Raw genomic sequence first — 26510 nt, 5'->3', positions numbered from 1 at the left:
TCAGATTGACGCACCCTCAAACTCGGCCATACAATCTGTATACACATTGTATTCTTCAAATACGAATCAATGCGTTTCCCAGATTTGCCGCAATCACCTTTGACTGAGATCGATGTAAATGGCAGTTACCCGCAGGAAAGTACTTATTGGTGCCGGCGTCGGCGCAGGTGTTGTCGCAGCAGGTGGCGCAAGCGCACTGCTCAATGACGGAATCCCGGCCGACCCGGCCTCGCTGGTGCGCGTCGATGCGCTGCCACGTGACGATTCGTCCCCTGGCTGGTTCCACACCAGCCGCGTGCGTCAACCCAAAGCCCCGCTGATCGGTGATGACCAGGCGCCCTGGGTCGTGATCGGTGGCGGCTTCACCGGCCTTGCCGCTGCTCGCCAGCTGGCTCTGAACTTCCCTCAGGACAAGGTGATCCTGGTGGAAGCACAGCAGGTCGGTTTCGGCACCTCGGGCCGTAACGCCGGCTTCCTGATCGACGTGCCCCACGACATCGGCGCGCCGGACTACATCGGTGACAAGACCAACGCCAAAAACATCCTGCACCTGAACCAACGCGGCCAGGGCATCCTTCGCGACCTGGTCGAGCAGCACAACATCGTCGACGCCCACCTGCGCCACTCCGGCAAATACCAGGCAGCCATCGAGGACAAGGGCATCGCGGTGCTCAATGCCTACCGTGGCGGCTTGGAAGCCTTGGGCGAAAAGGTCGAGCTGATAGAAGGCAACGAGCTGAAGGACCACATCGGCACCTCGTTCTACCGCAAGGCGCTGTATACCCCGGGCACCATGCTGGTTCAGCCTTCGGCACTGGTCAAAGGCCTGGCCGACAGCCTGCCGGAGAACGTCACGCTGTACGAAGACACGGTGATCACTGCGGTCGATTACGGTCAGAAGATCGTGCTGCACCACCCGACCGGTCGCATTACCGCCGGCAAGCTGATCCTCGGCAATAACCACTTCGGCCAGCATTTCGGTTTCTTGCAGAACCGCATGCTGCCGATCTTCACCTACGGCAGCCTGACCCGCCCGCTGACCCCGGCCGAACAGGCCAGCATCGGTGGCCAGGAGTTCTGGGGCGTGATCCCGGCCGACCCGTTCGGCTCGACTCTGCGTCGTACCCACGACAACCGCATCCTGGTGCGCAACAGCTTCAGCTTCAACCCTGACGGCCGCTCCAAGGATGGCTACACCGACAAGGTCCGTGCTTCCCACCGCCTGTCGTTCGAACGCCGCTTCCCGACCCTCACCGAGGTGCCGTTCGAGCACACCTGGGGCGGCGGCCTTGGCATGACCCGCAATGGCGCCGGCTTCTTCGGCGAGCTGCGCGAGAACGTGTATGGCGCACTGGCCTGCAACGGTTTGGGCACTGTGCGCGGCACCGCCACCGGCACCCTCCTGGCGAACATGCTGGCGGGCAAGATGGAGCCGCTGACCGAGTTCCTGCTGAGCGCACCGAAGCCAAACTGGAACCCGCCACAGCCCGTGCTGTCGATGGGCGTCAACTTCACCCTGCGCACCGGCCAGGCCAAGGCTGGCCTGGAAGCCTGATCCGGCAGGCTGGCGCTTCGCGCGCCAGCCTCTCCCCACCCTGACAATAGAGAACACCATGGGCATTTTTGACTGGAAACACTGGATCGTCCTGCTGGTCGTCGTGGTCCTGGTCTTCGGCACCAAGAAGCTGAAGAACCTTGGCGGTGACCTGGGCGAATCGATCAAGGGCTTTCGCAAGGCCATGAGCGATGAAGAGAAAACCCCGGCCGCGCCGATACCAGCGCCGCAGCAACAAAGCAGCGCGCAGCCGCAGCAGAACGCCTGAAGCATGTTCGGAATCAGTTTCAGCGAGCTGCTGCTGGTCGGCCTGGTGGCCTTGCTGGTGCTCGGCCCCGAGCGCCTGCCCGGTGCCGCGCGTACTGCGGGGCTGTGGATCGGGCGGCTGAAGCGCAGCTTCAATGCGATCAAGCACGAAGTCGAACGCGAGATCGCTGCCAGCGACATCCATCACCCGCCGCACAACACGCATAGCCTGCATCCGCCTGCCACGCCCGAACCGCCTCAACCGCCGCGAGCCCCATGAGCGAAAGAATCGAACACGACCAGCCCATGCCGCTGGTCTCGCACCTGACCGAACTGCGTACCCGCCTGCTGCGCTGCGTGGCGGTCATCTTCCTGATCTTTGCCGGGCTGTTCTCCTTCGCCCAGCAGATCTACACCCTGGTCTCGGCGCCGTTGCGCGACCATATGCCGGCCAACGCGACGATGATCGCCACCGACGTGGCTTCACCGTTCCTCACGCCCTTCAAGCTGACCATGATCGTATCGCTGTTTCTGGCGATCCCGTTCATCCTCCAGCAGATCTGGGGCTTCATCGCGCCGGGGCTGTATCGCCAGGAAAAACGCATCGCCGTGCCGTTGCTGGTGTCGAGCATCCTGCTGTTCTACGCCGGCATGGCCTTCGCCTACTTCCTGGTGTTCCCGCTGATGTTCAGTTTCTTCGCCGCTGCCACGCCGGAAGGCGTGGCGATGATGACCGACATCGCCAACTACCTCGACTTCGTCATGACGCTGTTCTTCGCCTTCGGCGTTGCCTTCGAGATCCCGGTGGCGGTGGTGCTGCTGGTGTGGATCGGCGTGGTCGACGTGAAGTACCTGAAGAAGGTTCGCCCGTATGTGATCATCGGCTGCTTCGTCGTCGGCATGGTCCTCACCCCGCCGGACATCTTCTCCCAGACCATGCTCGCCGTGCCCATGTGGCTGCTGTTCGAGATAGGCGTGCTGTGTGGCGGCCTGGTCCGCAAGCAGCCTCAGAATATTTGTACAAAATAATTTTGCTGTATAGATTTCCCCGCTGACCTGCACTATACCTTGTACAGATACTCCTTTTTGTACAGGTATTGTGCATGTCCACCTACCTGCAGCATTTCACCGAACGCTTTGCCACGCTGGGTCCGCACAATCTCGACCTGCTCGGCGACTTGTACAGCGACGATGTCAGCTTTCGCGACCCGCTCCATCACGTCAGTGGGCTCACCGCCTTGCGTGCCTATTTCGCGCAGCTGTACGCCAACGTTGCCGAAGTCCGCTACACCTTCGAAGACCTTGACGAGCCACAGCCAGGCCACGGCTACATCCGCTGGACCTTGCACTATCGCCACCCGCGCCTGGCCAGCGGCCAGCCGATCAGCCTGCAAGGCTGCAGCCACCTGCGCTGGCGTGGACGGGTCTACTTCCATCAGGACTACTTCGACGCCGGCGCCTTGCTCTATGAACATGTTCCAGTCCTGGGCGGCGCGATTCGCTGGCTCAAGGGCAGGTTGGCATGAGCCGCTGCTGGTTGACCGGCGCCAGCAGCGGCATCGGCGCGCAACTGGCGCAGCACCTGCTTGAGCAAGGCCACCAGGTAGCGCTTGGAGCTCGCCAGGCAGAGCGTCTGGCAGACCTGGCCACACGCTTTGCGGGTCAAGTGCTGCTGGCCGTCGGCGATGTCGACCAGCCTGAGCAGGTGGCACGCATCGCCGGGCAGATCGAGCAGGCCTGGGGCTCGCTGGACTTGGTGATCCTGAATGCCGGCACCTGCGAGTACTTGGAGCCTGGCCAGTTCGACCCGGCGCTGGTCGAGCGGGTCATCCACACCAACCTGATCGGCACCAGCCATTGCCTGGCCGCCGCCCTGCCCTTGCTGCGTCGCAGCCAGCGGCCGCATCTGGTGGTGATGGGCAGTTCGGTCAGCTGGTTCGCCCTGCCACGGGCCGGTGCCTATGGCGCGTCCAAGGCCGCGCTGCGCTATCTGGTCGAGTCGCTGCGCCTCGACCTTGCCAGCGAGGGCATTGATGTCACCCTGGTCAACCCCGGTTTCGTCGACACCCCGCTGACACGCCGCAACGACTTCCCCATGCCCCAGCTGTGGAGCGCCGAGCGCGCCGCCAAATACATTGCCGCACGTCTGCCCCGTCGCCCGCTGGAGATCACCTTCCCTGCCAGTTTCACCCTGTTGCTGCGCCTGCTCGGCGCACTGCCGGCACGCTGGCGCCTGAAGCTGGGCCAGCGCCTGGCGCGCCAACCCCAAGGCTGAACCATGCGAATCGCCATCATCGGCAGTGGCATTGCCGGCCTCACCTGCGCCCACCTGCTGTCACGCCGACATGATGTCACGGTATTCGAAGCGGCAGACCGGGTCGGCGGGCACACCCATACCGTCGATGTGCACTGGCGCGGCCAGCACTTTGCCGTGGACACCGGTTTCATTGTCTTCAACGACTGGACCTATCCGCATTTCATCCGCCTGCTGGAACACCTGGGCGTGGCCTCGCGGATCACCGAGATGAGCTTTTCGGTGCACGACCCGCGAACCGGCTTCGAATACAACGGGCACGACCTGCGCAGCCTGTTTGCCCAGCGCCGCAACCTGTTGTCGCCAGGCTTCTGGGGCATGCTGCGTGATGTGTTGCGCTTCAACCGCCAGTCACTGGCCGACCTCGACCAGCAACGTATCGATGCCGCGACCACCCTGGGCGAGTATTTGCACGACAATCGTTACGGCCAGCGCTTCATCGAACATTACATCGTGCCCATGGGCTCGGCGATCTGGTCAATGTCACGGGCCGACATGCTGCATTTTCCGTTGCAGTTCTTCGTGCGCTTTTGCCGCAACCACGGCCTGCTGTCGGTCAACCAGCGCCCGCAATGGCGGGTGATCGAGGGCGGTTCACGCAGCTATCTGGCTCCGCTGTGCCGGCCCTTTGCCGAGCGCATCCGCCTGAACTGCCCAGTGCAACAGGTGAACCGCGACGATGAAGGCGTGACGGTGACCTGGGCAGGCGGCAGCGAACGCTTCGACAAGGTGGTCTTCGCCTGCCACAGCGACCAGGCCCTGGCGCTGCTGGGCAGCCCCAGCGAGCAGGAACGGGAGATCCTCGGCGCCATTCGCTATGCCAGCAACGACGTGGTGCTGCACACCGACACCCGCCTGCTGCCGCGTCGGCGCAGGGCCTGGGCCAGCTGGAACTACCGCCTCGGTGGCAGTGAGCAGGCCCCCGCCGCGCTCACCTACGCCATGAACATCCTGCAGGGCATCGAAGCGCCGGTCACCTTTTGCGTCAGCCTCAATCAGACCGCGATGGTCGACCCGGCGCAAATCATTGCCCGCTTCGAGTACGCGCATCCGCAGTACAGCCTTGCCGCGCTGGCGGCCCAGGCCCGTCAGGGTGAACTGCAAGGCCCGCTGCACAGCTACTACTGTGGTGCCTACTGGGCCAATGGCTTTCACGAGGACGGCGTGCTCAGTGCGCTGACGGTCGCCAGGCGCTTTGGAGAAACGCTGTGAACAGCAGCCTGTGCCACGGCTGGCTCAGCCACCGGCGCCTGACGCCCAGGCCCCATGCGTTCCGCTACCGTATCGGGCTGTTCTACCTGGACCTCGACGAACTGCCGCGCCTGCTCAGCCTCTCCCGCTGGCTCTGCCGATCGCGCCTGGCGCCGTTGTGTTGGCGCGAAACCGACTACCTGCCCGCGCTGACCCGCCAAGGCATGCCCCTGATCGAGGCCGTGCGCCTGCTGGTTGGCCAGGCCACCGGGCAGGTGCCCGAAGGCCCCGTGCACCTGCTGACGCAACCGCGCTGCTGGGGGCTGTCGTTCAACCCGGTGAGCGTCTACTTCTGCCACGACCGCCAAGGGCAAGTCACGGCCGTACTGCTGGAGGTGCGCAACACCCCCTGGCGCGAACGCTTTCACTACGTGTTGCCGGTACAGGGCGACCTGACCCAGCTATTTGCCGCAGCCAAGGCCTTCCATGTCTCGCCGTTCATGCCAATGGACATGGACTACCGGCTGCGCTTCGCCGTCGATGCACTGCAGGTGCGCGTGCACATGGAAAACTGGCGCGCCGGGCGCCCGGTGTTCACAGCAGACCTCGCCGTGCAACGCCGGCCGCTCGACCGCGCCAGCCTGCATCGGCACCTGCTGGCCTTTCCCTGGATGAGCCTGCGCACCGTCAGCGGCATCTACTGGCAAGCCTTGCGCCTGCTGCTCAAACGCACCCCCGTGCACAACCACACCGCCAGCCAGCACGACCTGGCGCTTGGCCAAGCCATCCGCGAGGAACCCGACCATGTCCGAACCGACCTTGAGCGTTAGCAAATCGGCCGGCATTGCGCCGCTGCTCGGCGGCCTGGCCCGGCGTGCGGTGCTGGCGCAGCTGCGCCAGCTGAGCCGTGGCCATCTGCGGCTGATCAGCCAGGGCCGGCAATGGACTTTCGGCGACGTCGCCAGCCCGCTGTATGCGGAAGTGGAAATTGTTGATGAGGCCGCTTGGGGCCTGGTGGCCGGCAATGGCTCGATCGGTGCCGGCGAAGGCTACATTCACGGCTACTGGCGCAGCCCCGACCTGGCCGCGGTGACCCGGCTGTTCGTCGCCAACCTCGACGTGCTGGACGCCATGGAAGGCGGCCTGGCCCGCCTGGCGCGCCCGGCCCTGCGCCTGCTGCACCGCTTCAACCGCAACAGCCGGCGCGGTGCGCGGCGCAACATCCTGGCCCACTACGACCTGGGCAATGCGCTGTTCGAGCGGTTGCTCGATCCGACCATGATGTATTCCGCCGCTCAGTTCGACAGTGCCGAACAAAGCCTGGAACAAGCCCAGTCGAACAAACTCCGGCAGATCTGCCAGAAGCTCGAGCTCAAGGCCGACGAACATCTGCTGGAAATCGGCAGCGGCTGGGGCAGCCTGGCCATCCACGCGGCCCTGCAGCATGGCTGCCGGGTCACCACCACTACACTCTCTGCCGCGCAGCACGCCCACACCTTGCAGCGGGTCAAGGCGCTGGGCCTGGAGCGGTTGGTCACCGTGCTGCACGAGGACTACCGCGACCTGCGCGGGCGCTTCGACAAGCTGGTGTCCATCGAGATGATCGAGGCCGTCGGCCACCGCTACCTGCCCACCTACTTCCGCCAGTGCGCCGCGCTGCTCAAGGACGACGGCCTGATGCTGCTGCAAGCCATCACCATCCGCGACCAGCGCTACGCCCAGGCCCGGCGCTCGGTGGACTTCATCCAGCGCTACATCTTCCCCGGCGGCGCCCTGCCCTCGCTGAGCGTCCTGCTCGACACCGCCAGCCGCCAGACCGCGCTGAACCTGGTGCACCTCGAAGATTTCGGCCAGGACTATGCGCGCACCCTGCGCCATTGGCGGGACAACCTGCGCCATTCGCGCGCGGAGCTGGCCAGGCTAGGTTACGACGACACCTTCCAGCGCCTGTGGGAGTTCTACCTGTGCTATTGCCAGGGCGGCTTCGAGGAACGGACCATCGGCGTGGCACAAATGCTCTGGGCCGGGCCCAACGCGCGGCGGGCGCCGCTACCAGGCGCTTGAACGTGGGGCGCCGTGCCTGGCTGCTGGGCAATGCATTGTGGCTGCAGGCTGGCTGGTGGCTTTGCGTACTGGGGGCGCACAGGCCCTGGCTGTTGCTGATCGTGCTGGTCGGCCTGCTGCTGCATCTCTGCTTGAGCCCAGGCGGTGAGCTGCGCGTGCTGCTATGGGTAGCGGCGGCTGGCTGCCTGCTGGACAGCACCTTAGGCATGCTCGGTGTGTTCAGTTTCAATACGTGGCCGTTGCCGCTTTGGCTGGCACTGCTGTGGCTGGTGTTGGCCAGCGGCATGCGTCATAGCCTGGCAGGGCTCGGCCACCCCGCGTGGCTCGCGGTGCTGCTGGGCCTGTTCGGTGGCCCGTTGGCTTACCTGGCAGGTGCCCGGCTGGCCGACGTCGAATTGCCAATGGGGCGGCTGGAAACGGCGTTCATCCTGGCACCTGTGTGGGCACTGGCACTGCCGCTGGCCTTGCGCTTCGCCGCACGAGGCTGACCCAAGCGACGCCAGGTTCAATTGCCCAGTTGCGCAGCCACCTGGGTAGCCATCTCGACGAACACCCGTGCCGCAGCGCTCTGATAGGCGCCTTTGCGCTGCATCAGCACGGCCGTGCGCTGTAGGCGGACCGGGTCGAGCGCGATGGCGGCCAGGTCGCCATGGGCCAGCGCGATGGTCGCAGGCAACAGGGTCGACAGGGTCGTGCGACGGACGATCTCGGTCACCGCACTGATGGTGTTGGCTTCCATCCGCACCTGCGGGTGAATGCCATGTTGCTGGCAGAAGCGGTCGATCTGTTCTCGCGTAGCAAACTCGCCGCTGAGCAGTACCAACGATTCTGCGCTCAGGGCCTCCAGCCCGATGGACGCTGCCTGGGCCAAGGGGTGGCGGCGGTTGACCACCAACGCCAATGTCTCGACCAGCAGCGGGCTGGCCTCGATGTCCTGGGCTTGGGCGCCCTCGAAGGCGATCCCCACGTCCAGCTCATCCGCGAGCAGCAGCGTTTCCATGCGCTCCTGGGACATTTCACGCACGTTCAGGGTGATGTTCCCATAGCGATTGTGGAACGCCTCGACCAAGGGGCCGACCAGGTATGTGGTGAACGTCGGCGTCACCGCTACCCGCAGCGAACCGCGGCTGAGGTCGCTCACGTCATGAATGGCGCGCCTGGCTTCCTCCAGTTCCTGCGCGGCCCGGCGCGCATAGGCCAGGTAGACCTCCCCGGCATCGGTCAGCCGCGTGGTACGCCCCGAGCGATCGAACAGCTGGGCACCCAGGCTCTCCTCCAGCTGGCGGACCTGTTGCGACAGCGCAGGCTGCGACACATGCAGGGCCGTTGCGGCCTTGGTGAAGCTGTGGTGCGCCGCCACGGCGAGGAAGTACTGGATGTGTCGAGCTAGCATGGTCATTCACATAAGATAATCTGATAGCAGCGATCATAAATGAGACTTTTATCTTATGCCACATGCTCAGTAATCTCTGCTTCAACACACCGCGACACTGAGGCAGCAGCCATGAAAGACATCATCGACGGTTTCCTGAAATTCCAGCGCGACGCCTTCCCGGAGCGGGTCAAGCTGTTCAAGGACCTGGCCACCCAGCAAAGCCCACGGGCGCTGTTCATCTCCTGCTCCGACAGCCGCCTGGTGCCGGAGCTGGTCACCCAACGCGAGCCCGGCGACCTTTTCGTCATCCGCAACGCCGGCAATATCGTGCCCTCCTACGGCCCTGAGCCAGGTGGTGTTTCCGCCTCGGTCGAATACGCCGTCGCAGCGCTGCAGGTGGCCGACATCGTCATCTGCGGCCACTCGGACTGCGGCGCCATGACCGCCATCGCCACCTGCAAGTGCCTGGAGCACATGCCCGCCGTTGCCGGTTGGCTGCGCTACGCCGACTCCGCCCGGGTGGTCAACGAAGCCCGTCAGCACCCGGACCAGCCGACCAAGGTCGCGGCCATGGTGCGTGAGAACGTCATCGCCCAACTGGCCAATATCCAGACCCATCCATCGGTGCGCCTGGCCCTCGAAGAAGGCCGGGTGACCCTGCACGGCTGGATCTACGACATCGAGAGCGGTCGCATCGACGCCTTCGATGGCCGCACCAACAGCTTCGTGTCCCTCGCCGACAACCCCGAGGTACACGCCGTTTCCCATCAAGCCAGGCACGTTGCCTGACCCTGCTTTCCACCCACGGAGATAACCCATGATCCAGTCGCAAGCTACCCAAAGTGTTCGCCAGGCCCTGACCGAAGTCATCCTCATGGCCAAAGCCCGCAAGGACCTGTCCTACGCCCAGATCACCGAGGGCACCGGCCTGTCCGAAGCCTTCGTCACCGCCGCCCTGCTTGGCCAGCACCCGCTGCCCGCCGACGCAGCCAAGGTGGTGGGCGACAAGCTCGGCCTCGACCTTGACGGCATCGCCCTGCTGCAGACCATCCCGATTCGCGGCTGCATGCAGAACGGCATCCCGACCGACCCGACCATCTACCGCTTCTACGAGATGCTGCAGGTCTACGGCACCACATTGAAAGCACTGGTCCACGAAAAGTTCGGCGACGGCATCATCAGCGCCATCAACTTCAAGCTGGACGTGAAGAAGGTCGACGACCCGGAAGGCGGCTCCCGCGCCGTGATCACCCTGGATGGCAAGTACCTGCCGACCAAACCGTTCTGATCCTGCTGTAACCGGCTCGCCGCCAGAGGGCGGCGGGCCCGACCCGATGCGAGGAGCAATGCCCATGGATCTCATCTTTCGAAACGTGCGCATCGACGACGCGCAACCGTTGCTGGACGTGGCCGTGCACGACGGCAAGATCGCCCAGATCGCGCCGGCGATTGCCGCGCAGGCGGCGCAGGAAATCGAAGGCAACGGCAATGTGCTGATTCCGGGCTTCGTCGAAGGCCACCTGCACCTGGAAAAAGCCAACGTCATGCAGCGCAAGGCCAATCGCTCCGGCACCCTGAAGGAAGCGATCGCGGTCACCGCCGCGCTCAAGCCGACGCTGACCCGCGAGGACATCCTCGAACGCTCGACCCAGGTGCTGCGCGCCCTCGTGCAGGCAGGTAGCACCCATGTCCGCGCCCATGCCGAGTTCGACCCGGTACAAGGCTTCACCGGCCTCGACGTGGTGCTGGAGCTGCGCGAAAAGTTTCGCGAGATCATCGACATCCAGGTGGTCGCGTTCCCCCAGGAAGGCATCCTGAAACTGCCGGGCATGAAGGCGATGATGGTCGAGGCCATGGAAAAAGGCGCCGATGTCGTCGGCGGCATTCCCTACAACGACGTATCCCCCTTCGATCACATCGACTTCGTCTTCGACCTGGCCAAGCGCTACGGCAAGGACATCGACTTCCACCAGGACTTCGCCGATGACGCCGAGCAGATGACCATCGAGTACGTAGCCCGCCGCACCCTCGCCGAGGGCTACCAAGGCCGCGTCTGCGTCGGCCACCTGACCAGCCTGGCCGCAGTCGAACCCGAGCGGCAAGCGCGCATCATCGAAGTGCTGCGCGAGGCCGACATCAGCGTGATGTGCCTGCCGGCCACCGACCTGCACCTGGGTGCCCGCGGCGACAGCCACAATGTACGGCGCACCCTGACCCCGGTGCGGGCACTGCGCGATGGCGGCGTGAACGTGTGCCTGGCAACCAACAACATTCGCAATGCATTCACCCCGTATGGTACCGGCGACTTGCTGAACATCGCCCAACTCGCCCTCCCGGCCTGCCACCTGGGCGGCGCCGATGACCAGGCCACGGTGTTGTCGATGCTCACTACCCGCCCGGCCAGGGCCCTCGGTTTGCGCAACTATGGCCTGGCGGTGGGCAACGACGCCGACCTGGTGCTGATGGACACGCAGGCGGTCAGAGATGTGATTCTCGACCTGCCAGCGCGGTTGATGGTGCTCAAGCGTGGCAAGGTGGTGGCGACCGCAGAACATCGGCGCTCGGTGATCTTCTGAGCCGCCTGCCGTTATTGCTGCTGACGCGTGGCGCAGACCACGATCTCGCGTACGCAGACCGATTGCGGCTGGCCATAGGCGAAGTCGATCACTTCAGCGATGTGCTCGGCACTCAGTACCCCGCCCATGTCTTTCTTCCACTCGTCGTAGCCTGCCTTGATGCCCTCATCGCTGGTATGGCTCAGCAGTTCGGTATCCACGGCGCCCGGCTCGATGGTGATCACCCGCACATTGCTCGGCGACAGTTCTTCGCGCAGGTTCTCGGAGAGGCCGCTGACCGCGAACTTGGTACCGACATAGGCGACGTGGTTGGGGAACGTCTTGCGCCCGGCGACGGAGCTGACATTGATGATGGTGCCGTGCTTGCGCGCGACCATGCCGGCAGCCACGGCATGGATGCCGTTGAGCAGCCCACGCACATTGATGTCGAGCATGCGGTCCCATTCGCCAGGGTCCTGGGTCGCGATGTTGCCCAGCAGCATCACGCCAGCGTTGTTGATGATCGCATCCACCGGGCCGAAACGCTGCTCGGCCTGGTCGACCGCCGCCAGCACCGCCGCCCGGTCAGTCACGTCGACCGACAGCGCCAGGGTATTGGGCAGTTGCAGCTGCAGCATCGGCTCCAGACGGCGAGCCAGCAGCAGCAACGCGTGGCCGCGGCCAGATAACAGCCTGGCGGTGGCCAGGCCAATGCCGGAGCTGGCACCGGTGATAACGACCAGGGGTTTATGGGTAATCATGGTGAAACTCCTGATATTCGAAGTGCCTATTGATAAAACGCAGTGCAAGTATAGGTAAGCGTTAAAAGCACGAAAAATGGGATATTCTTGTGCCTGCCATCGGCAGAACTTATGGGTAACCTGTGGATTATCGTCAGCTTCGTGCGTTCATCGCCGTGTTTGAAGAACGCAATATCACCGCCGCCGCACGCGCCATACACCTCAGCCAGCCAGCGTTGTCGGGCAGCATCAAGGCACTGGAAGATGCACTGGGCACCACACTGTTCGTGCGTCGGCCCAGGGGCGTGGAGGTCACCGACAATGCGCGTGCGCTCTACCCCGAAGCTCAGCGCATGGTCGCCGAGGCAAGCAGGCTGCTGACCCGGTTTCGCAGCGACCGTAATTGTGCAGCCTTGCAGATCGGCGTGGAGCACGATGTCAGCTCGGCGACGGTGAAACAGCTTGCGCTGGCTGCGGCAGCCATCACACCTGCCGTGCGCCTGCAGCTGGTGACCGGTTGCATGGGCGCTGCGCGGCTGGCCAGCGAAGAGCTGCGCTGTGAGGATGAGCTGTTTCTACCCTTGCACAGTGACCCGTTCGTGCGGGCCCTGCCATTGGCCAGCGACGGGCATGAACGCTGGATCATCTGCCCTGCACAGCCAAGCCATCAACGGCTTCAGCCGTTCTACGATGGCGTCCCGGTGGCCGAAGCCGAAACCTTTGCACTGGCCCTGGAACTGGTAGCCGTCGGGCTGGGGTCGGCGATCGTGCCGCAGTCGCTGGCCGCCGAACAGCGTGATGTGCGCACCGAACCGCTGCCGCAACTGGACATGCGTCGGCGCATCGGCCTGTGCTATTCGGCTCAGGCGTTGGCACTCGAAGGGGTCATTCAGTTGCGCGATGCCTTGCAACTTTCGATTGGCCAACCGGCCTAGCCTGCCATGCTGGCATTGCCGAGCATCTGGGCAACCAGTCGATGCAGACGCTCCCGCCGGCTACCGGACCATGGCGCAGAGAAATTCAGCGCCATGAAGTTCGAAAACGCCCCGGCCGGCGAAAAAAACGGCCCGGGAATGAAGTCGAACGTGTCATGCCCGGCCGTCATCGCCAGCTTCATCGAGTCGAAATTCCGGGGGCCTCGCACCCAGCACAGGTAACCGCCGGTTGGGGCCGACACGGCGACCCTGCCGGATGACGCGGCGGTGATCAGCTCAATGCCGTGGTTCATGCGTTCGGTCAATGCGTGGCCTGCGTGACGCAGGTCCCGCTCGATCTGTCGGCCTTTCAAGTAATCGGCCAATGCGGCCTGCAGCGCCACATGGGGCAGGTGCGTGCCCGCAAGGTGCCGGTTGGCAACCAGCCTGGCAGCGTGCCGTCCGGCCAGAACCCAGCCGATTTCATAGGCCGAGGACAGGTATGAGGCCGTGCCGCCGAACTGCACCACCGTGTCATCGTCGTCGAACGCCTTGAGCGAGAGGGTGTTGAGCTCGCCATGGCCCAGCTCCCCGGCCATGTCGTTTTCGATGACCAACGCCTTGTTCTGCCGTGCTGCACGTACCAGCCTTGCCAGGCTTTCACCGCTGTAAGTGACGCCCGTGGGGAAACGATTGACGCCCATCAGCACACAAAGCTTCACCCCCGTACTTTTGAGAATGTGCTCGAACTGCTCGGGGTCTACGCCGTACGTGGGGTGGGAGTAGATCTCCACAGTCTTGATGCGCCGGTGACGCAGGCTTTCCAGTACCGGATAGAACGACGGGCTCTCGACCAGCACCGGCGCCCCGCCCTGGGACAGACTGTCCAGGCCCAGATTGAAAGCCTCCATCGCCGAACGCGTGAGCAGCACCCCGTCCTGACCGGTGAACGCCTGCCGCTGCCCTGCGCGCTGCGCAATGGCGGTTTTCAACGCTGCCAACTCCACGATCCCATGGCCTGTATCGACAGGCTTTTGCAGGAGTGCGCGGCGAAAGCCCTTGATCAGCCCTGCCTCGGGCATCAGCCCGGAAGCCGGCAGCATCGCGGCCGCGGCCTTGGCATGGAACGGCAGCCGGGCCAGCCCATCGTCGAGCGAACGGACGTCATCCGGCGGCATGACCGGCATCCTGGGAGACATTCGATGTTGCGCCGTCTTGGCCGGGCTGGCGACGTAGAACCCCGAGCGATCCCTGGAATGGCAAACGCCCTGCGCCTCCAGCAGTTCATAGGCCCGGTATACGGTTACCACGCTGAAGCCTGTCTCACTGGCCAGGCGACGCAGCGAAGGGAGCTTGTCACCCGGCGCGATGACACCTGAGTCGATGCGCTTTTGCAGCAACTCGGCAACTTGTCTGAAGCGCTGCATCCGCCCTCCCATCTGTACTACATGAAATCACAGAAATGTGTGCATTGTAGTACAGAGGCTACGCGCACTAGAGTCGGTTTACTACCTGACCGAGTGAGGGAAACATGGAGCATTTCGTCATCGTCGGCGGCGGCCTGGCAGCGCACCAGTCGGCCAGAAGCCTCTTGCAGGCGCGGCCCGACGCTCGCGTCTCGATGGTTAGCGCCGAACATCACCGGCCCTATGACCGCCCTCACCTGTCGAAAGGGTTTCTCGCCGGTGAAGGTGTTGAACCCCAACTACTGGCCGGCGCGGATATCTATGCGCAAGCCCGGCTGAAGCTGATGCACGGCAGGCGTGTGGAGGCGATTGACAGAACGGCGGCGCGTATCCGCCTCGACAACGGCGAAGGCCTTGCCTATGACCGCCTGATCCTCGCCACCGGCTCACGGGTCAGGCAGCTGCCGGCAGACCAGGTGCGCACCCCCGTGCACTATCTACGCACCCTCGATGAAGCACAGGCCATACGCGCCAAGCTGGTCGATGGCGCCGCAGTGGTGATCGTCGGCGGCGGCTTCATTGGCCTGGAAGTAGGGGCGGCGGCCCGCCAGCGGGGCTGTCGGATCACTGTCATCGAACCTCGCCAGCACCTGCTCGCCCGCACCGGGTCAGCGGCCCTGAGCCAGTGGATCGAGGCCTTGCACCGCGCCCATGGCGTGGACATTCAGCTCGGCACACAGGTCTTGGACATCGGCCAGGCCGACGGCGACAAAGCACGGGTCGAGACCAGCGCCGGGGCTATCCTGGCCGATATCGTCATCGTCGGTATTGGCGTGCAGCCGAACGTTGAACTGGCTGCGGCCTGCGGGCTCTCGGTAGACGATGGCATCGTGGTCGATGCGACCTGCGCGACGTCCGACCCAGGCATTTTCGCTGCCGGCGAAGTGACCCGCTACCCGGTGGCCCACCTGGGCGTCAGCACCCGCTCCGAGTCATGGAGCGCCGCCAGCGACCAAGGCAGCGTGGCAGGTCGGGCGGCAGCCGGAGAGACGTGCGCCACCTACAGCGAGATGCCCTGGCTGTGGTCCGATCAATACCGCAGCAACGTGCAGTGCATCGGCCTCACCCACCTCGCCTGCACCTACTCGTTCATCGGCGAACCCGGCACAGAGCAATGGCTGGCACTGGGCTGGAACGAGCAGAGCCAGCTGGTCTGTGCCATCGCCGCGAACCGGGGGCGCGATCTGTCGGCAATCAGGCGCGCGCTGAAACGCAACGAGGCGCTGCCGGACGTCTACTTGTCGACCATCGCCACAGCGGTTGCCAATCCCTTTTGAAACCGGTCGGAGAACCGCCCCATGGAACAAGCCTGGATCAAAGTCTGCGATGCCGCCGAAGTGCAACCGGACGCGGCATTCGCCTGCGAGGTGGAAGGCCGCATGATTGCGGTGTATCAGATCGATGAACGCTACTTCGCCACTGACAACGTCTGCCCCCACGCCTATGCGCTGCTGTCGGACGGCTGGCTGGAAGGCAGCGAGATCGAATGCCCGCTGCACGGCGCCCGTTTCGACATCACCACCGGCGCAGTGCTCGAAGGGCCGGCCGAATGCGCCCTGAAAACCTACCCCGTGCGCATCGAAGGCAATGAAGTGCAATGCCTGGTGTGACCGAGCACCCCATTCAACGATAAGGGACTGATATGCACGTGATCGACGCTTTGAGCTCGGACTTCTACGAAGTCGAGTGCGCAGACAAACCGGCCAGCATGTGGGACGTGTTCCCGGGCTGGAACGCCCATGATCGCTTCGGCATCGTCATCTACGAACCACTGGCCGCGCTGGGGGCGACCCACCTCATCCAGCTGGCATGCATGTGTTTCTACGACATCAAGCCGATGCGCCGCACCGAGCGCAAGGTCTACCCCGAGATGTTCGCGATCCATGTTGGCGGCTGGTGGGGCGGCCATGGCAACTTCGATTTCTGGCCGCCGCGTCGTGAGATCCAGGTGTCGGACGACCACCGCGAGATTCTGGGTGCGATCAACGATTTCGGCATCACCCGCCTGGCGCTACCCGAGCGCCCGGTGCGTGATCTGGTGCATCGGCGCAAGGAAGAAGACTGCGCCCTGGACCGGCTCGCCACCTCGATCTTCTACAGCCCCACGGGCCGCGTTACCCAGCCGGATTTCACCATCCGCAGCAACAACCGCCGTAGCGAGCGGGACGTGCAACGCAACATCAACCCGGTGCAGCTCTCCGAGCAGAGCCTTGCGCAGCTACAGAAAACCGCAGTCCCGGTCAAAGAGACGGATGCCGACTTCACGCCCCGGCAGATCGAGCTGAACGTCAATGTCACTGCGGCCATGCGTGAGCAGGCGGAGCGTAACCGCACGGGGCTGAAAGTTGATGGGCTGATCACCGAGGGGTATCGGTTTGTCGACCCGGCGCAATCGCTGAAGTGCCTGTGAGGTGATCAGGCCAGCCAGGCTTGCACCAGCCGCACCCAGAAGCTGGCGCCGACCGCCAGGATGTCGTCGTTGAAGTCGTATTCCGGGTTATGCACCATGCACCCGCCCCGGCTGCCGATGCCATTGCCGATATAGGCATAGCAGCCGGGCACCTGTTCGAGCATGTAGGCAAAGTCCTCGCTGCCCATCACGGGCCGGGATTGCGCTTGCACATGTGCCTGGCCCAGCAGATCGACTGCAACAGCCGTGGCGAATTCGGTCATGCGTCGATCGTTGACCAATACCGGGTAACCACGCTCATAGTGGATCTCGGCATGCAGCCCGAAGCTTTCCGCCTGGCCGATCACCAGTGCCCGGATGCGTTGCTCGACCCGCTGCCGCACCGTGGCATCCAGCGTGCGCACCGACAGCCTCATCTCGACAGTCTCTGGAATGATGTTGAAGGCCTCGCCCCCATGCACGCTGCCGACCGAGATCACCCCGGCATCCAGCGGATCGACGTCACGCCCGACAATGGTCTGCAGCGCAACCATGATGGCGCCAGCCGCTGGCATCGGGTCGCAGGCCCGGTGGGGAAATGCGCCATGCCCGCCTACGCCGCGCAAGGTGATGGTCACGTTGTCGGAAGATGCCGCCATCGGCCCCACGCAGAAGGCCATGTCACCGGCGGCAATGCCGGGCATGTTGTGCAGGGCGAACACGGCGTCGCAGGGGAATCTGTCGAGCAGGCCGTCATCCATCATCGCCTTGGCGCCACCGAAGCCCTCCTCGGCCGGCTGAAAAATCAGGTTCAAGGTGCCACTGAACGCACGGGACTGCGCCAGGTGGCGGGCTGCACACAGCAGCATGGCGGTATGACCATCATGCCCGCAGGCATGCATCTTCCCCGCATTCACGCTCGCATAAGGCAAGCCGGTGTGCTCGGTGAGCGGCAAGGCGTCCATGTCCGCACGCAGGCCGACGCTGCGGGTGCCGCTGCCGGATCGCAGCACGCCAACCACGCCAGTGCCGCCGAGGCCTCGATGGACCTCGTAGCCCCATGCCGTCAGGCACTCGGCGACCAGGTCACTGGTCACGGTCTCTTCAAAGGCAAGCTCAGGGTGCGCATGAATACGCCTGCGCAGCGCGATCGACTCTGGCGCGATGGCAGCGATGTCGGGCAAGACGGGGTGCATGGGGTTTTCCTCTTGGGGTGGTTCTTGTGTGACAGGAGCCTATCCCCCCAGGCGGCAGCTCATAAGCCAATGAATGGTGTTGGTGTTCACCGACGATTGCCGCTGGGCAGTCACCTGCGCAGCACAGATAATCCGCTCCCCCGTCCAGGCCACGGATCGCCCATGAAATACCACCAGCTCAAAGCCTTCGTCACCATCGTCGAGGAAGGCAGCATTCGTGCGGCAGCACGGCATCTGCACCTGTCGCCTGCCGCGCTGACCAAAGCCATCAAGGAACTCGAGCACGTCCTCGGGGTGTCGTTGATCGTGCGCACCACCCGGGGCGTGCAACTGACTGCCATCGGGCAACAACTCAACGTCCGCGCCCGGCTTATCGTGGCCGAGATGCAGCGCGCCCGCGAGGATGTCGAGCAAGCACGCGACGGCGCCGTCGGCTCGCTGGCTGCCGCCATCACCCCGGCCACGGCCCTGACCATCCTGCCCGAGGCCTTTGCCGCCTTCCGCCGGCGCTTTCCGGGCGCGCGGGTCAACATCAGCGAGGGGTTCCCGGGTACCGCGCTACGGCAACTGCACGACGGTACGCTCGATTTCGCTGTACTGGCGATGGGCGCCGAGACGATCGCCGACGAATTCGAGCACGCGCCGCTGTACCGCAGCGAACTGGTGGTGGTCGCAAGGCTCGGGCATCCCCTGTCGCACGCCACCAGCCTGGCAGAACTGGTCGATGCCGACTGGCTGCTCAACCTGGCGCCGGACAGCTCGTCCCAGGTGCTGTTCGATGCCTTCCACCGGCAGGGCCTGCCGACACCGTCGCGTATCGTCGAATGCCTGAGCTACGGTGTTTCCCATGGCCTGGTCCAGGGCTCCGACCTGATCACGGCCATGCCCCGCCAGTTGCTGGATTTCAAGTGGCAACGCTCGGTGTCGGTGCTGCCCCTTGAAGACAACATCCCGCCGATATCGATGCAGATCGTCACCCGGCGCAACAGCCCGCCCACCCCGGCGGCCAGCCTGTTGATCGACTGCCTGCGGGACGCTGCCAGAAGACGCGGGCTGGCCTGAGCGTCGAAGGTGGCAAACCACGGTGAACACCGTGGCTTTTTGTTGGCTCGTTAACCCGCCGTGGAGATCGTAGCCTTGCCCCTGCGCCGCCCAAGGCCAAACGGGTGCGGCGCCTGTGCTCGATCACTCGAAAAACAATAATCGGAGAGCCGCCCTTCATGCGCCCGACATCCACACATCGCTCCTTCACTACCGTCTTCCTGGTCGAACTGTGGGAACGCTTCGGCTTCTACGGCATGGCCGCGCTGCTGGTGCTGTTCATGATCGACAAACTCGGCTTCGAGGACAGCCGCGCCAACCTGACCTGGGGCGCCTTCAGTGCCCTGGCGTTTGCCGCCCCCGCCATCGGCGGCTGGATCGGCGACCGGGTACTTGGCGCGCGCCGCACCATGATCGCTGGCGCCGTGGTGCTGTGCAGCGGCTACCTGATGCTGGCCCTGGCCCGCCAGGAACTGCCCTACCTGTTTGCCGCCCTGAGCGTGATCGTGGTCGGCAACGGCCTGTTCAAGGCCAATGCCGCCAGCCTGGTGCGGCGCATCTACGAAGGCGATGAGGCGCGCATCGACAGCGCCTTCACCACCTACTACCTGGCGATCAACCTCGGGGCCGCGGCCTCGATGCTGGCGACGCCCTGGATCAAGGACCACTGGGGCTGGAGCGCAGCCTTCGCGGTATGTTGCGCAGGGATGGCCATCGGCATCCTCAACTTCCTGCTGATGTACCGCACGCTGGCGCACATTGGCTCGCCCGCCGATAGCCAACCGGTGTGCTGGAAGCGCGTCGCCGGCATCGTGGCCGGCGCTGTGGCACTGTGCTTGTTCACCGCCCTGGTCCTCGAACACACCTTGCTGGCCACCTTCACCATCTGGGCCGCCGGGCTCAGCATTCTGGCGATCTTTGTTTACATGACGGTCAGAGCGGCGCCAGCTGAACGCGCCGGCCTGCTGGCAGCGCTCATACTGACCCTGCAGGTGTTCCTGTTCTTCATCTTCTACCAACAGCAATACACCTCCATCACGCTGTTCGCACTGCGCAATGTCGACCCCCGCTTCACCTTCTTCGGGCACACGCTGTTTACCTGGAGTGCAGCCCAGCTCCAGGCGCTCAGCGCGATCTGGATCATCGTGCTGGGGCCGTTCCTGGTCTTGCTCTACAACCGGCAGGCCAGCCGTGGTCACGATACCCCAGTCGCGGTGAAGTTCACCCTCGGCTTCGCTGCGGTAGCGGCCAGCTTCTTCCTGCTCGCGATCAGTGGCCAGTTCGGGGTAGATGGCAGAGTGTCGTCCTGGTTCGTGGTCTGGAGCTATGCGCTGTACGCACTCGGCGACTTGCTCATCAGTGGCCTGGGCCTGGCGATGATTTCACGCTATGTGCCGATAAGAATGAGTGGCTTCATGATGGGCGCCTACCTGGTTGCCGCTGGCGTGGCCCAGTACGCGGGCAGTGCGGTGGCGAACCTTGCGCAATTGCCGCCGGCAGGCATGCAGGCGGCCCTGTCGCTGCCGCTCTACATGCGCTTGTTCAGCGGGCTTGGCTGGGCAGCGATCGCGGGCATGACCCTGGCGCTGGTGCTACTGCCCTTGTTAAAACGCTTGTCCCTCACCCATCAAAACGGCGCGACGGCGCGGGGCAAGGCGCTCGCTGCGGTGTGACCCGCGATTCGCCGCCAGCCTCGGCTCATGCGTAAGCCGCTTGCCTGAACCGAGGCGGCGCTTCGACGGCGACACGCCTCGCCTGCCCCACGCCCCAGGCCAGCGCCCGGGTCATCGACTCGCCAGGCCTTGAAGCAAAGGCTTCTTCATGCAGCGCCATCCCGCATCCGGCGTACACGCCGATGAACATTTGCGTGTTGCCTGTTCGCGACAGTCGTACCTGGACATCGATGGTCGTGCCATCGTCCAGGGTTTCTTCGTGAGCCCGATGGTGAAGTATCGGATCAGCCCAGTTCCAGAACACATCCCCGCGAATCCGCATGCCGCCCTCCTACGACTTTAGTCTTATGTGTATGGCTCACCACACCATAGCGGAGAAGGCCGATAGCGCAACGCGACCGACGCAGAATGCCAACGGGTTCCGACTACCGGTGGAAGAGCTGCCGTGCTGGCTCTGAAGGCCCGCAGCATTTGACAGCCCCCTCCAGGCAAACTAGTGAATAGGTTTGTCAAATCGCGATGTGAGGCGCATGAACATGGAACGTACCCTGGCTTCGCTGCTGATCGCGAGTGGCCTGCTGGTAACCGGGCAGTCCCTTGCCGGCGGAAAGGACCTGGCGCCAGGGCCGACCGTCAACGACGGGCCACTGCTCTGGCACAACGAAAGCCTGACCTATCTCTGGGGCAAGAACTACAAGGTCGACCCGCCAATCCAGCAGACCTTCACCTTTGAAAGTGCCAGCAACTGGACCTGGGGCGACATCTGGTTCTTCGTCGACCAGATCAACTACAACGGCAAGGAAAGCGCCAACAACGGCAACAGCAGCTACTACGGCGAGTTCAGCCCGCGCCTGTCGCTGGGCAAGATCAGCGGCACCGACCTGTCATTCGGACCGATCAAGGATGTGCTGATCGCCAGCACCTACGAATTCGGCGAGGGGGATGTCGAGACCTACCTGCTCGGCCCTGCCGTGGACCTGGCCATACCCGGTTTCGACTACTTTCAGCTCAACGTCTACTACCGCAAACCCGACGGCAATCGCGTGCCCTCCGGCGCGTGGCAGGTAACGCCGGCCTGGGCCATCACGATTCCCGTCGGCAACTCGGACATCCTGTTCGACGGCTTCATGGATTGGGTGGTCAACAACAAGGACGCCAGTTCCAGCCACCGCAACCAGTCGGACTACCACGCCAACCTGCACTTCAACCCACAGCTCAAGTACGACCTCGGCAAGGCTATGGGGTACGAGGCCAAGCACCTGTATGTGGGGCTGGAGTATGACTACTGGTCGGACAAATACGGCATCAGGGACTCGAAAGGCTTTACTACCGACCAGAACACCGCGAGTGCCCTGGTCAAGTACCACTTCTGACGTTGCCTTTGTCCTGTAGCGAAATGCTACACATGAGGGAACAACTGTCTGGCTCAATTTCTAAAAGCTGACGCGATCCCTGTGGGAGCGGGCTTGCCCCGCGAACACGGGCGAACCCCGTGCCATCCACCGCAGTGCCTGCTTCGCGGGTAAACCCGCTCCCACGATGGTCACTGTTGGCCTTGCCGGCAGCTAGCGAGCTATCGCTGCAACCGGTCGTTGATGGCTGCAAACGACCCATTGCGGCCTTTGGCGCAAGGCCCCCTAACGGCCATCTGAAGTCTTTAGTAAACGGTAGCCTGGATCAAAGGCGGCCCTTCAAGTGGTCAACCGCTTCTCCATCGGTTGGTAGATCAGCCCGGCAAACTCGCCAACTTCCCCTGCCAACGCAAAACCGTAACGTTCATAAGCGGCAACTGAAGATAGCGACGCTTTGACTGTTACTACATTGGCCCTGGCCTGATCCAGAGCCGCATTGACCAAACGCCTGCCAATGCCATGGCGCTGCCAGACCGGCGCAACGAACAGCATCGCCACATGACGCCCTTCCTTAAGCTCGATCAGCCCGACCAGAGTTTCCTCTGCGACACAGACCAGCATGAGGTTGTCACTTGCCATTCGCTCGGCAAACGCCTTCTGCGCAGCCACCTTTGCGAAGGTTTCCACGCCCTGCGCCGACAGAGATGGCGCAACCGCAAGCATGAACGCCTCCAGGCACAGGGCGTTAGCACTTGGCAGGTCCTCCTGAGTCATCTTGCGTACATGCATGGTTGTCATCCGTGACTTGAGAAGGGGTATTTTATACCAGAGCATCCGGCTTTGAGATACGCACCCATGTTTCTGCTAACAGACCCTCCTGTGCGCGACGGGTAGGGTTAGTGACAGGCAGCTTCGGGTTGGTTGTCACTATTGGCACACGACCGCTTTCGACCCGTGGCGGACATTCCATGCCTTGGGGGCAGTGCAGTGTTCCAGTGTGTTCGCCGTGGAATTTTTAGCGCCTATGACATCGAGCGCCGCCCGCGCGGCGCATCGCGAGCTGCGCTCGCTCCTACGTTTGTTTCGGGCCAATTACTCCTGGGGATTTGCGCGCGAACGCCTTGGTGCACAGCGCGGTAGTGCGTGGTGCCCACAAGGCGGTCGCGTGCGGCTGGCACAGGCTTTACTGGCCCGAAACAGACGTAGGAGCGAGCGCAGCTCGCGATGCGCCGCGCGGGCGGCGCTCGATCTGACAGCCGCAAACGGTGTCATGGTGAACGTCCGCAAAGGGTCGTCAGCACTCACTCGCGAACGGCTGCGTTCAAACGATGCCAGTAGCAGAAACTGTGCAATACCTGCAATCACCTCCGCCCAATCTTGTCATTTGCCAAATCCTGGGCCAAGGTCGATACCACTGACATCTCTGCCGAAACCTCTCTGCCGAAAGGAGTCACCCCATGTCCAAGATCTATCCCGCCATTGATCCCGAAGGGCTGGTAGAGTACTCGGTGGTCTACACCGACCGCTCGCTCAATCACATGTCGCAGGCCTTCCAGGGCGTGATGAGGAACATTTCCAGCACCCTGAAACAGGTCTACAACGCCCAGGCCGTTGCAGTAGTCCCAGGCAGCGGTACCTTCGGCATGGAAGCGGTAGCGCGGCAGTTCGCCACCGGCCAGCAATGCCTGGTGATCCGCAACGGCTGGTTCAGTTACCGCTGGAGCCAGATCCTTGAGATGGGCAACATCCCGGCGGCCACCACGGTGCTGAAAGCCCGGCCGGTCGAAACCGGTCGCCAGGCGGCCTACGCCCCTCCTCCGCTGGACGAAGTGCTGGCGGCGATCAAGACGCACAAGCCGCAGGTGGTCTTCGCCCCCCATGTCGAAACCTCATCAGGGATGATCCTGCCCGACGATTACCTGCGGGCCGTCGGCAACGCCGTGCATGCGGTGGGTGGCTTGTTCGTACTGGACTGCATCGCCTCGGGCACCCTTTGGGTCGATATGCAAAAGTGCGCCGTCGACCTGTTGATCAGCGCGCCACAGAAAGGCTGGAGCGCCTCCCCTTGCTGCGCCCTGGTGATGTTCAGTGCCTTGGCCCTGGAGCGCATCGGGCAGACGCAGAGCAGCAGCTTTGCCTGTGACCTGAAAAAGTGGCTGCAGATCATGCAGGCCTACGAACAGGGCGGGCATGCCTACCATGCGACCATGCCCAGCGATTCACTGGCGCGGTTCAACGACGTGATGAACGAGATGCAAGCCTATGGCTTCGACAAGCTGCGCGGCGAACAACAGGCGCTGGGCGATCGGGTGCGCGCCATGCTGGCCGGCAAAGGCATCAGGAGCGTGGCCGCAGCCGGCTTCCAGGCCCCGGGCGTGGTGGTGAGCTACACCGATGATGCCGACATCAAGAACGGCAGCAAATTTGCCGAGCACGGCCTGCAGATCGCCGCCGGGGTGCCGTTGCAATGTGACGAGCCAGCCGACTTCCAGACCTTCCGCATCGGCCTGTTCGGGCTGGAAAAGCTGCACAACATCGAGCGCACGGTCAGCACCCTTGAACAGGCACTGGACGAAGTGCTGGTGAACTGAGCCTCATCCTGGCTGCATTTCGCCTACGCTGCAGACTGACCTCACACCAGCGCCAGGAGGGACAAGTACCATGAACGCCGTAGCGCCTCGCCAAAGTGCTGGGCGGCGAGGCGGGGTTGTCAGGCAGAGCGCCCTGTAACCGCGTTCACGCCCTCCAGCGTGGCAAAGGAAATGTCTTTTGCCGTGAGCAGGAAATCGCTCATGTAAGGCACTTCGAGCATGTCGCTGCGCACTGCTGCGTACAGCGTCGCCTGCAGGCCATGTTCGCCCAGGCGTCTGGCAATCACATAGCCACGCGAGGTGTATTCATGCACCGCCCAGTTAGGCAGGCAGCACACGCCACGGCCGCTGGCCACCAGCTGCATCATCATGACGGTCATCTCTGCGGTGCGAACCTGGGCTGGCTCGGTGCCGGCGGGGTCAAGGAAGCCGGTGAAGATGTCCAGGCGGTTGCGCTCGATCGGGTAGGTGATCAGGGTCTGGCCGGCGATGTCGGCGGGTTCCACATACGGCTTGTCGCGCAGGGCATGATGTTTGTCGATGGCCAGCATCGCCTCATAGCCGAACAGCGGCACGTAGGTGATCCCGGGCAGGGGCAGCGGATCGGAGGTCACCACCAGGTCGAGGTCGCCGCGTTCTAGTGCCGGTAGCGGCGCGAACGACAGGCCTGATGCCAGGTCCAGCTCGACCTCCGGCCAGGCGCTGCGAAACTCGTCCAGCGAAGGCATCAACCAGTGGTAGCAGCTGTGGCACTCGATGGCGATGTACAGCCGATCGGCCGATCCGTTGGCCAGCTTGCTCAGGTTGCGCTCGGTGGTGCGGATCAGCGGCAGCACCTGGTCGGCCAGTTGCAGCAGCTTCAGGCCTGCGGTGGTGAAGCGCACCGGTTTGGACTTGCGCACGAACACCGGCAAGCCGACGCGGTTTTCTAGCTCGCGGAACTGGTGCGACAGCGCCGACTGGGTCAGGTGCAGGCGCTCGGCGGCTTCGGGCATGCTGTCGGTTTCGCGCAGGGCCTGCAGGGTGCGCAGGTGTCTCAGATCAATCATGGGAAGCCGCCCGCCCCCTCACCTCACCGATCACGATCAGGTGCTCGCTGGGGGTGAGGACCCTGGCATATGCCCAGGCCGGCTTTTCCCGGCCGTTGTGGTGAGCCTGCATGGGGCGATCTCCTGTCAAACGTTGCGCGAGAGACGCACGGACAGGCATCGCCGTGCCCCGCGCAGGCACGGGACAGGCCCCTGGACAGGGCAAAGGATGGCCATCCCGGACACCCCGCCGGTTGGTGAATGTTTGCCGGCAGGTCTCCTGACTGATGCGTCATGGCCTGGCTCCAACCTTCCCGGATCTTGTCCAGTGGCGTTTCAGGAGCAGGCTCGGCACCTACAGTTGCGGGGGCAGTTCCGTTTGGCTCGCGCGCAGGCGAGCGACGGATTCCCTATTAATTCCGTGATGGAAACCGGCGAGCGGCATCCTAGACCATCAGGCTAGCGATGGAAAGGCTGCAATGGATGACTGGCCGCCAGCCCCTGCTAGTTGAAACGGACGATCCCCGCCTTCACGCGCTGCGCTACCGTCGATGCCAACCCCCTCCCCGCCGCCCCACCATCAATGACTGGAGAACCTATGAGGGTATTGGTAAGCGTCAAGCGAGTGGTCGATTACAACGTCAAGGTTCGCGTCAAGGCGGACAACAGCGGTATCGACCTGGCAAATGCCAAGATGGCCATGAACCCCTTCTGCGAAATCGCCGTGGAACAAGCCGTGCGCCTCAAGGAACAGGGTATCGCCAGCGAGGTCGTGGTGGTTTCGGTCGGCCTGGGCGCCGTCCAGGAGCAGCTGCGTACC

Annotated in this window: 28 protein-coding genes, 1 pseudogene and 1 riboswitch; of the genes and pseudogenes, 22 read left to right on the top strand and 7 right to left on the bottom strand. The window is 63.7% G+C overall.

Annotation, left to right across the window (positions count from 1 at the left end; genetic code table 11):
* Window positions 1-232 precede the first annotated feature (232 nt).
* The 10 genes and pseudogenes from ACLEJU_RS24330 to ACLEJU_RS24285 all read left to right on the top strand — a co-directional run bounded on the left by ACLEJU_RS24330 (window position 233) and on the right by ACLEJU_RS24285 (window position 7858).
* Window positions 233-1555, top strand: coding sequence for an NAD(P)/FAD-dependent oxidoreductase (locus tag ACLEJU_RS24330; RefSeq protein ID WP_400728113.1), 1323 nt, complete (start codon window positions 233-235; stop codon window positions 1553-1555).
* A gap of 58 nt (window positions 1556-1613) precedes the next feature.
* A complete protein-coding gene (locus tag ACLEJU_RS24325) occupies window positions 1614-1823 on the top strand; it encodes a twin-arginine translocase TatA/TatE family subunit (RefSeq protein ID WP_435421387.1) in 210 nt (69 codons plus the stop codon).
* A gap of 3 nt (window positions 1824-1826) precedes the next feature.
* Window positions 1827-2075 (top strand): annotated as a pseudogene (tatB, locus tag ACLEJU_RS24320) (Sec-independent protein translocase protein TatB); the annotation flags it as partial.
* A 2-nt stretch (window positions 2076-2077) separates the two neighbouring features.
* Window positions 2078-2830, top strand: a complete 753-nt coding sequence (gene tatC, locus ACLEJU_RS24315) for a twin-arginine translocase subunit TatC (RefSeq protein WP_435421386.1) — start codon at window positions 2078-2080, stop codon at window positions 2828-2830.
* A gap of 74 nt (window positions 2831-2904) precedes the next feature.
* Window positions 2905-3327, top strand: coding sequence for a nuclear transport factor 2 family protein (locus ACLEJU_RS24310; RefSeq protein WP_435421385.1), 423 nt, complete (start codon window positions 2905-2907; stop codon window positions 3325-3327).
* Window positions 3324-4076 carry an SDR family NAD(P)-dependent oxidoreductase gene (locus tag ACLEJU_RS24305; protein ID WP_435421384.1) on the top strand — a complete coding sequence of 251 codons (753 nt, stop codon included), beginning with the start codon at window positions 3324-3326 and terminating at the stop codon, window positions 4074-4076. Before ACLEJU_RS24310 ends, ACLEJU_RS24305 begins: the two co-directional genes overlap by 4 nt.
* Window positions 4077-4079: 3 nt before the next feature.
* On the top strand, window positions 4080-5327 hold the full coding sequence (locus ACLEJU_RS24300) for an NAD(P)/FAD-dependent oxidoreductase (protein WP_435421383.1): 1248 nt from the start codon (window positions 4080-4082) through the stop codon (window positions 5325-5327).
* Entirely contained in the window at window positions 5324-6136 is an 813-nt protein-coding gene (locus ACLEJU_RS24295; protein WP_435421382.1) for a DUF1365 domain-containing protein, read from the top strand. The genes ACLEJU_RS24300 and ACLEJU_RS24295 overlap by 4 nt, the downstream gene beginning before the upstream one ends.
* The gene (locus ACLEJU_RS24290; protein WP_435421381.1) at window positions 6111-7370 is read left to right on the top strand and encodes a class I SAM-dependent methyltransferase; all 1260 of its coding nucleotides are present in this window, start codon (window positions 6111-6113) and stop codon (window positions 7368-7370) included. The genes ACLEJU_RS24295 and ACLEJU_RS24290 overlap by 26 nt, the downstream gene beginning before the upstream one ends.
* A 2-nt stretch (window positions 7371-7372) precedes the next feature.
* Window positions 7373-7858 (top strand): DUF2878 domain-containing protein, encoded by a 486-nt coding sequence (locus tag ACLEJU_RS24285; protein ID WP_435421380.1) that lies wholly within the window; start codon window positions 7373-7375, stop codon window positions 7856-7858.
* Window positions 7859-7875: 17 nt separating this feature from the next.
* On the opposite strand, the gene cynR is transcribed toward ACLEJU_RS24285, so the two are convergent.
* A complete protein-coding gene (gene cynR, locus ACLEJU_RS24280; RefSeq protein WP_435421379.1) occupies window positions 7876-8763 on the bottom strand; it encodes a transcriptional regulator CynR in 888 nt (295 codons plus the stop codon).
* A gap of 111 nt (window positions 8764-8874) precedes the next feature.
* On the opposite strand from cynR, the gene ACLEJU_RS24275 reads away from it, so the two are divergent.
* From ACLEJU_RS24275 to ACLEJU_RS24265, 3 genes are all read left to right on the top strand, one after another.
* Window positions 8875-9534 carry a carbonic anhydrase gene (locus tag ACLEJU_RS24275; RefSeq protein WP_435421378.1) on the top strand — a complete coding sequence of 220 codons (660 nt, stop codon included), beginning with the start codon at window positions 8875-8877 and terminating at the stop codon, window positions 9532-9534.
* A gap of 28 nt (window positions 9535-9562) precedes the next feature.
* Window positions 9563-10033, top strand: coding sequence for a cyanase (gene cynS / locus ACLEJU_RS24270; RefSeq protein ID WP_159410864.1), 471 nt, complete (start codon window positions 9563-9565; stop codon window positions 10031-10033).
* Between the two features lie 64 nt (window positions 10034-10097).
* On the top strand, window positions 10098-11321 hold the full coding sequence (locus ACLEJU_RS24265; protein WP_435421377.1) for an amidohydrolase family protein: 1224 nt from the start codon (window positions 10098-10100) through the stop codon (window positions 11319-11321).
* Between the two features lie 11 nt (window positions 11322-11332).
* On the opposite strand, the gene ACLEJU_RS24260 is transcribed toward ACLEJU_RS24265, so the two are convergent.
* On the bottom strand, window positions 11333-12061 hold the full coding sequence (locus ACLEJU_RS24260) for an SDR family oxidoreductase (RefSeq protein WP_435421376.1): 729 nt from the start codon (window positions 12059-12061) through the stop codon (window positions 11333-11335).
* 122 nt (window positions 12062-12183) lie between these two features.
* On the opposite strand from ACLEJU_RS24260, the gene ACLEJU_RS24255 reads away from it, so the two are divergent.
* Entirely contained in the window at window positions 12184-12975 is a 792-nt protein-coding gene (locus ACLEJU_RS24255) for a LysR family transcriptional regulator (RefSeq protein WP_435421375.1), read from the top strand.
* On the opposite strand, the gene ACLEJU_RS24250 is transcribed toward ACLEJU_RS24255, so the two are convergent.
* Window positions 12972-14381, bottom strand: a complete 1410-nt coding sequence (locus ACLEJU_RS24250; RefSeq protein WP_435421374.1) for a PLP-dependent aminotransferase family protein — start codon at window positions 14379-14381, stop codon at window positions 12972-12974. The two genes, ACLEJU_RS24255 and ACLEJU_RS24250, sit on opposite strands and share 4 nt — an antisense overlap.
* A gap of 104 nt (window positions 14382-14485) precedes the next feature.
* Between ACLEJU_RS24250 and ACLEJU_RS24245 the strand changes: the two genes are divergently transcribed.
* The 3 genes from ACLEJU_RS24245 to ACLEJU_RS24235 are packed head-to-tail and all read left to right on the top strand — an operon-like array spanning window position 14486 to window position 16830.
* On the top strand, window positions 14486-15697 hold the full coding sequence (locus ACLEJU_RS24245) for an NAD(P)/FAD-dependent oxidoreductase (RefSeq protein ID WP_435421373.1): 1212 nt from the start codon (window positions 14486-14488) through the stop codon (window positions 15695-15697).
* A 21-nt stretch (window positions 15698-15718) separates the two neighbouring features.
* Window positions 15719-16030 carry a non-heme iron oxygenase ferredoxin subunit gene (locus ACLEJU_RS24240; protein WP_435421372.1) on the top strand — a complete coding sequence of 104 codons (312 nt, stop codon included), beginning with the start codon at window positions 15719-15721 and terminating at the stop codon, window positions 16028-16030.
* Window positions 16031-16062: 32 nt separating this feature from the next.
* Entirely contained in the window at window positions 16063-16830 is a 768-nt protein-coding gene (locus ACLEJU_RS24235; RefSeq protein ID WP_435421371.1) for a hypothetical protein, read from the top strand.
* A gap of 5 nt (window positions 16831-16835) precedes the next feature.
* On the opposite strand, the gene ACLEJU_RS24230 is transcribed toward ACLEJU_RS24235, so the two are convergent.
* Window positions 16836-18005: a M20 aminoacylase family protein gene (locus ACLEJU_RS24230; protein ID WP_435421370.1), complete on the bottom strand. Its 1170-nt coding sequence runs from the start codon at window positions 18003-18005 to the stop codon at window positions 16836-16838.
* Window positions 18006-18167: 162 nt separating this feature from the next.
* Here ACLEJU_RS24230 and ACLEJU_RS24225 point away from each other — a divergent pair, with 162 nt between their 5' ends.
* Window positions 18168-19067 (top strand): LysR substrate-binding domain-containing protein, encoded by a 900-nt coding sequence (locus tag ACLEJU_RS24225; RefSeq protein ID WP_435421369.1) that lies wholly within the window; start codon window positions 18168-18170, stop codon window positions 19065-19067.
* Between the two features lie 158 nt (window positions 19068-19225).
* On the top strand, window positions 19226-20719 hold the full coding sequence (locus ACLEJU_RS24220) for a peptide MFS transporter (protein ID WP_435421368.1): 1494 nt from the start codon (window positions 19226-19228) through the stop codon (window positions 20717-20719).
* A 25-nt stretch (window positions 20720-20744) separates the two neighbouring features.
* On the opposite strand, the gene ACLEJU_RS24215 is transcribed toward ACLEJU_RS24220, so the two are convergent.
* A complete protein-coding gene (locus ACLEJU_RS24215; RefSeq protein ID WP_435421367.1) occupies window positions 20745-21041 on the bottom strand; it encodes a hypothetical protein in 297 nt (98 codons plus the stop codon).
* A 214-nt stretch (window positions 21042-21255) separates the two neighbouring features.
* Here ACLEJU_RS24215 and ACLEJU_RS24210 point away from each other — a divergent pair, with 214 nt between their 5' ends.
* On the top strand, window positions 21256-22092 hold the full coding sequence (locus ACLEJU_RS24210) for an outer membrane protein OmpK (RefSeq protein WP_435421366.1): 837 nt from the start codon (window positions 21256-21258) through the stop codon (window positions 22090-22092).
* 318 nt (window positions 22093-22410) lie between these two features.
* Here ACLEJU_RS24210 and ACLEJU_RS24205 read toward each other — a convergent pair whose 3' ends face one another.
* Window positions 22411-22860, bottom strand: a complete 450-nt coding sequence (locus tag ACLEJU_RS24205) for a GNAT family N-acetyltransferase (RefSeq protein WP_435421365.1) — start codon at window positions 22858-22860, stop codon at window positions 22411-22413.
* A gap of 668 nt (window positions 22861-23528) precedes the next feature.
* On the opposite strand from ACLEJU_RS24205, the gene ACLEJU_RS24200 reads away from it, so the two are divergent.
* Window positions 23529-24662: an aminotransferase class V-fold PLP-dependent enzyme gene (locus ACLEJU_RS24200; RefSeq protein WP_435421364.1), complete on the top strand. Its 1134-nt coding sequence runs from the start codon at window positions 23529-23531 to the stop codon at window positions 24660-24662.
* A gap of 119 nt (window positions 24663-24781) precedes the next feature.
* On the opposite strand, the gene ACLEJU_RS24195 is transcribed toward ACLEJU_RS24200, so the two are convergent.
* A complete protein-coding gene (locus ACLEJU_RS24195) occupies window positions 24782-25711 on the bottom strand; it encodes a LysR substrate-binding domain-containing protein (protein WP_435421363.1) in 930 nt (309 codons plus the stop codon).
* 232 nt (window positions 25712-25943) lie between these two features.
* A riboswitch (cobalamin riboswitch) is annotated at window positions 25944-26141 on the bottom strand.
* Between the two features lie 147 nt (window positions 26142-26288).
* Here ACLEJU_RS24195 and ACLEJU_RS24190 point away from each other — a divergent pair.
* Window positions 26289-26510: electron transfer flavoprotein subunit beta/FixA family protein (locus ACLEJU_RS24190; protein ID WP_440776755.1), on the top strand; the 222-nt coding region annotated here is incomplete at its 3' end.

It is taken from the genome of Pseudomonas sp. SMN11, from assembly GCF_052041945.1.
Taxonomy (GTDB): Bacteria; Pseudomonadota; Gammaproteobacteria; order Pseudomonadales; family Pseudomonadaceae; genus Aquipseudomonas.
This window is presented reverse-complemented; position numbering and strand designations above follow the sequence as displayed.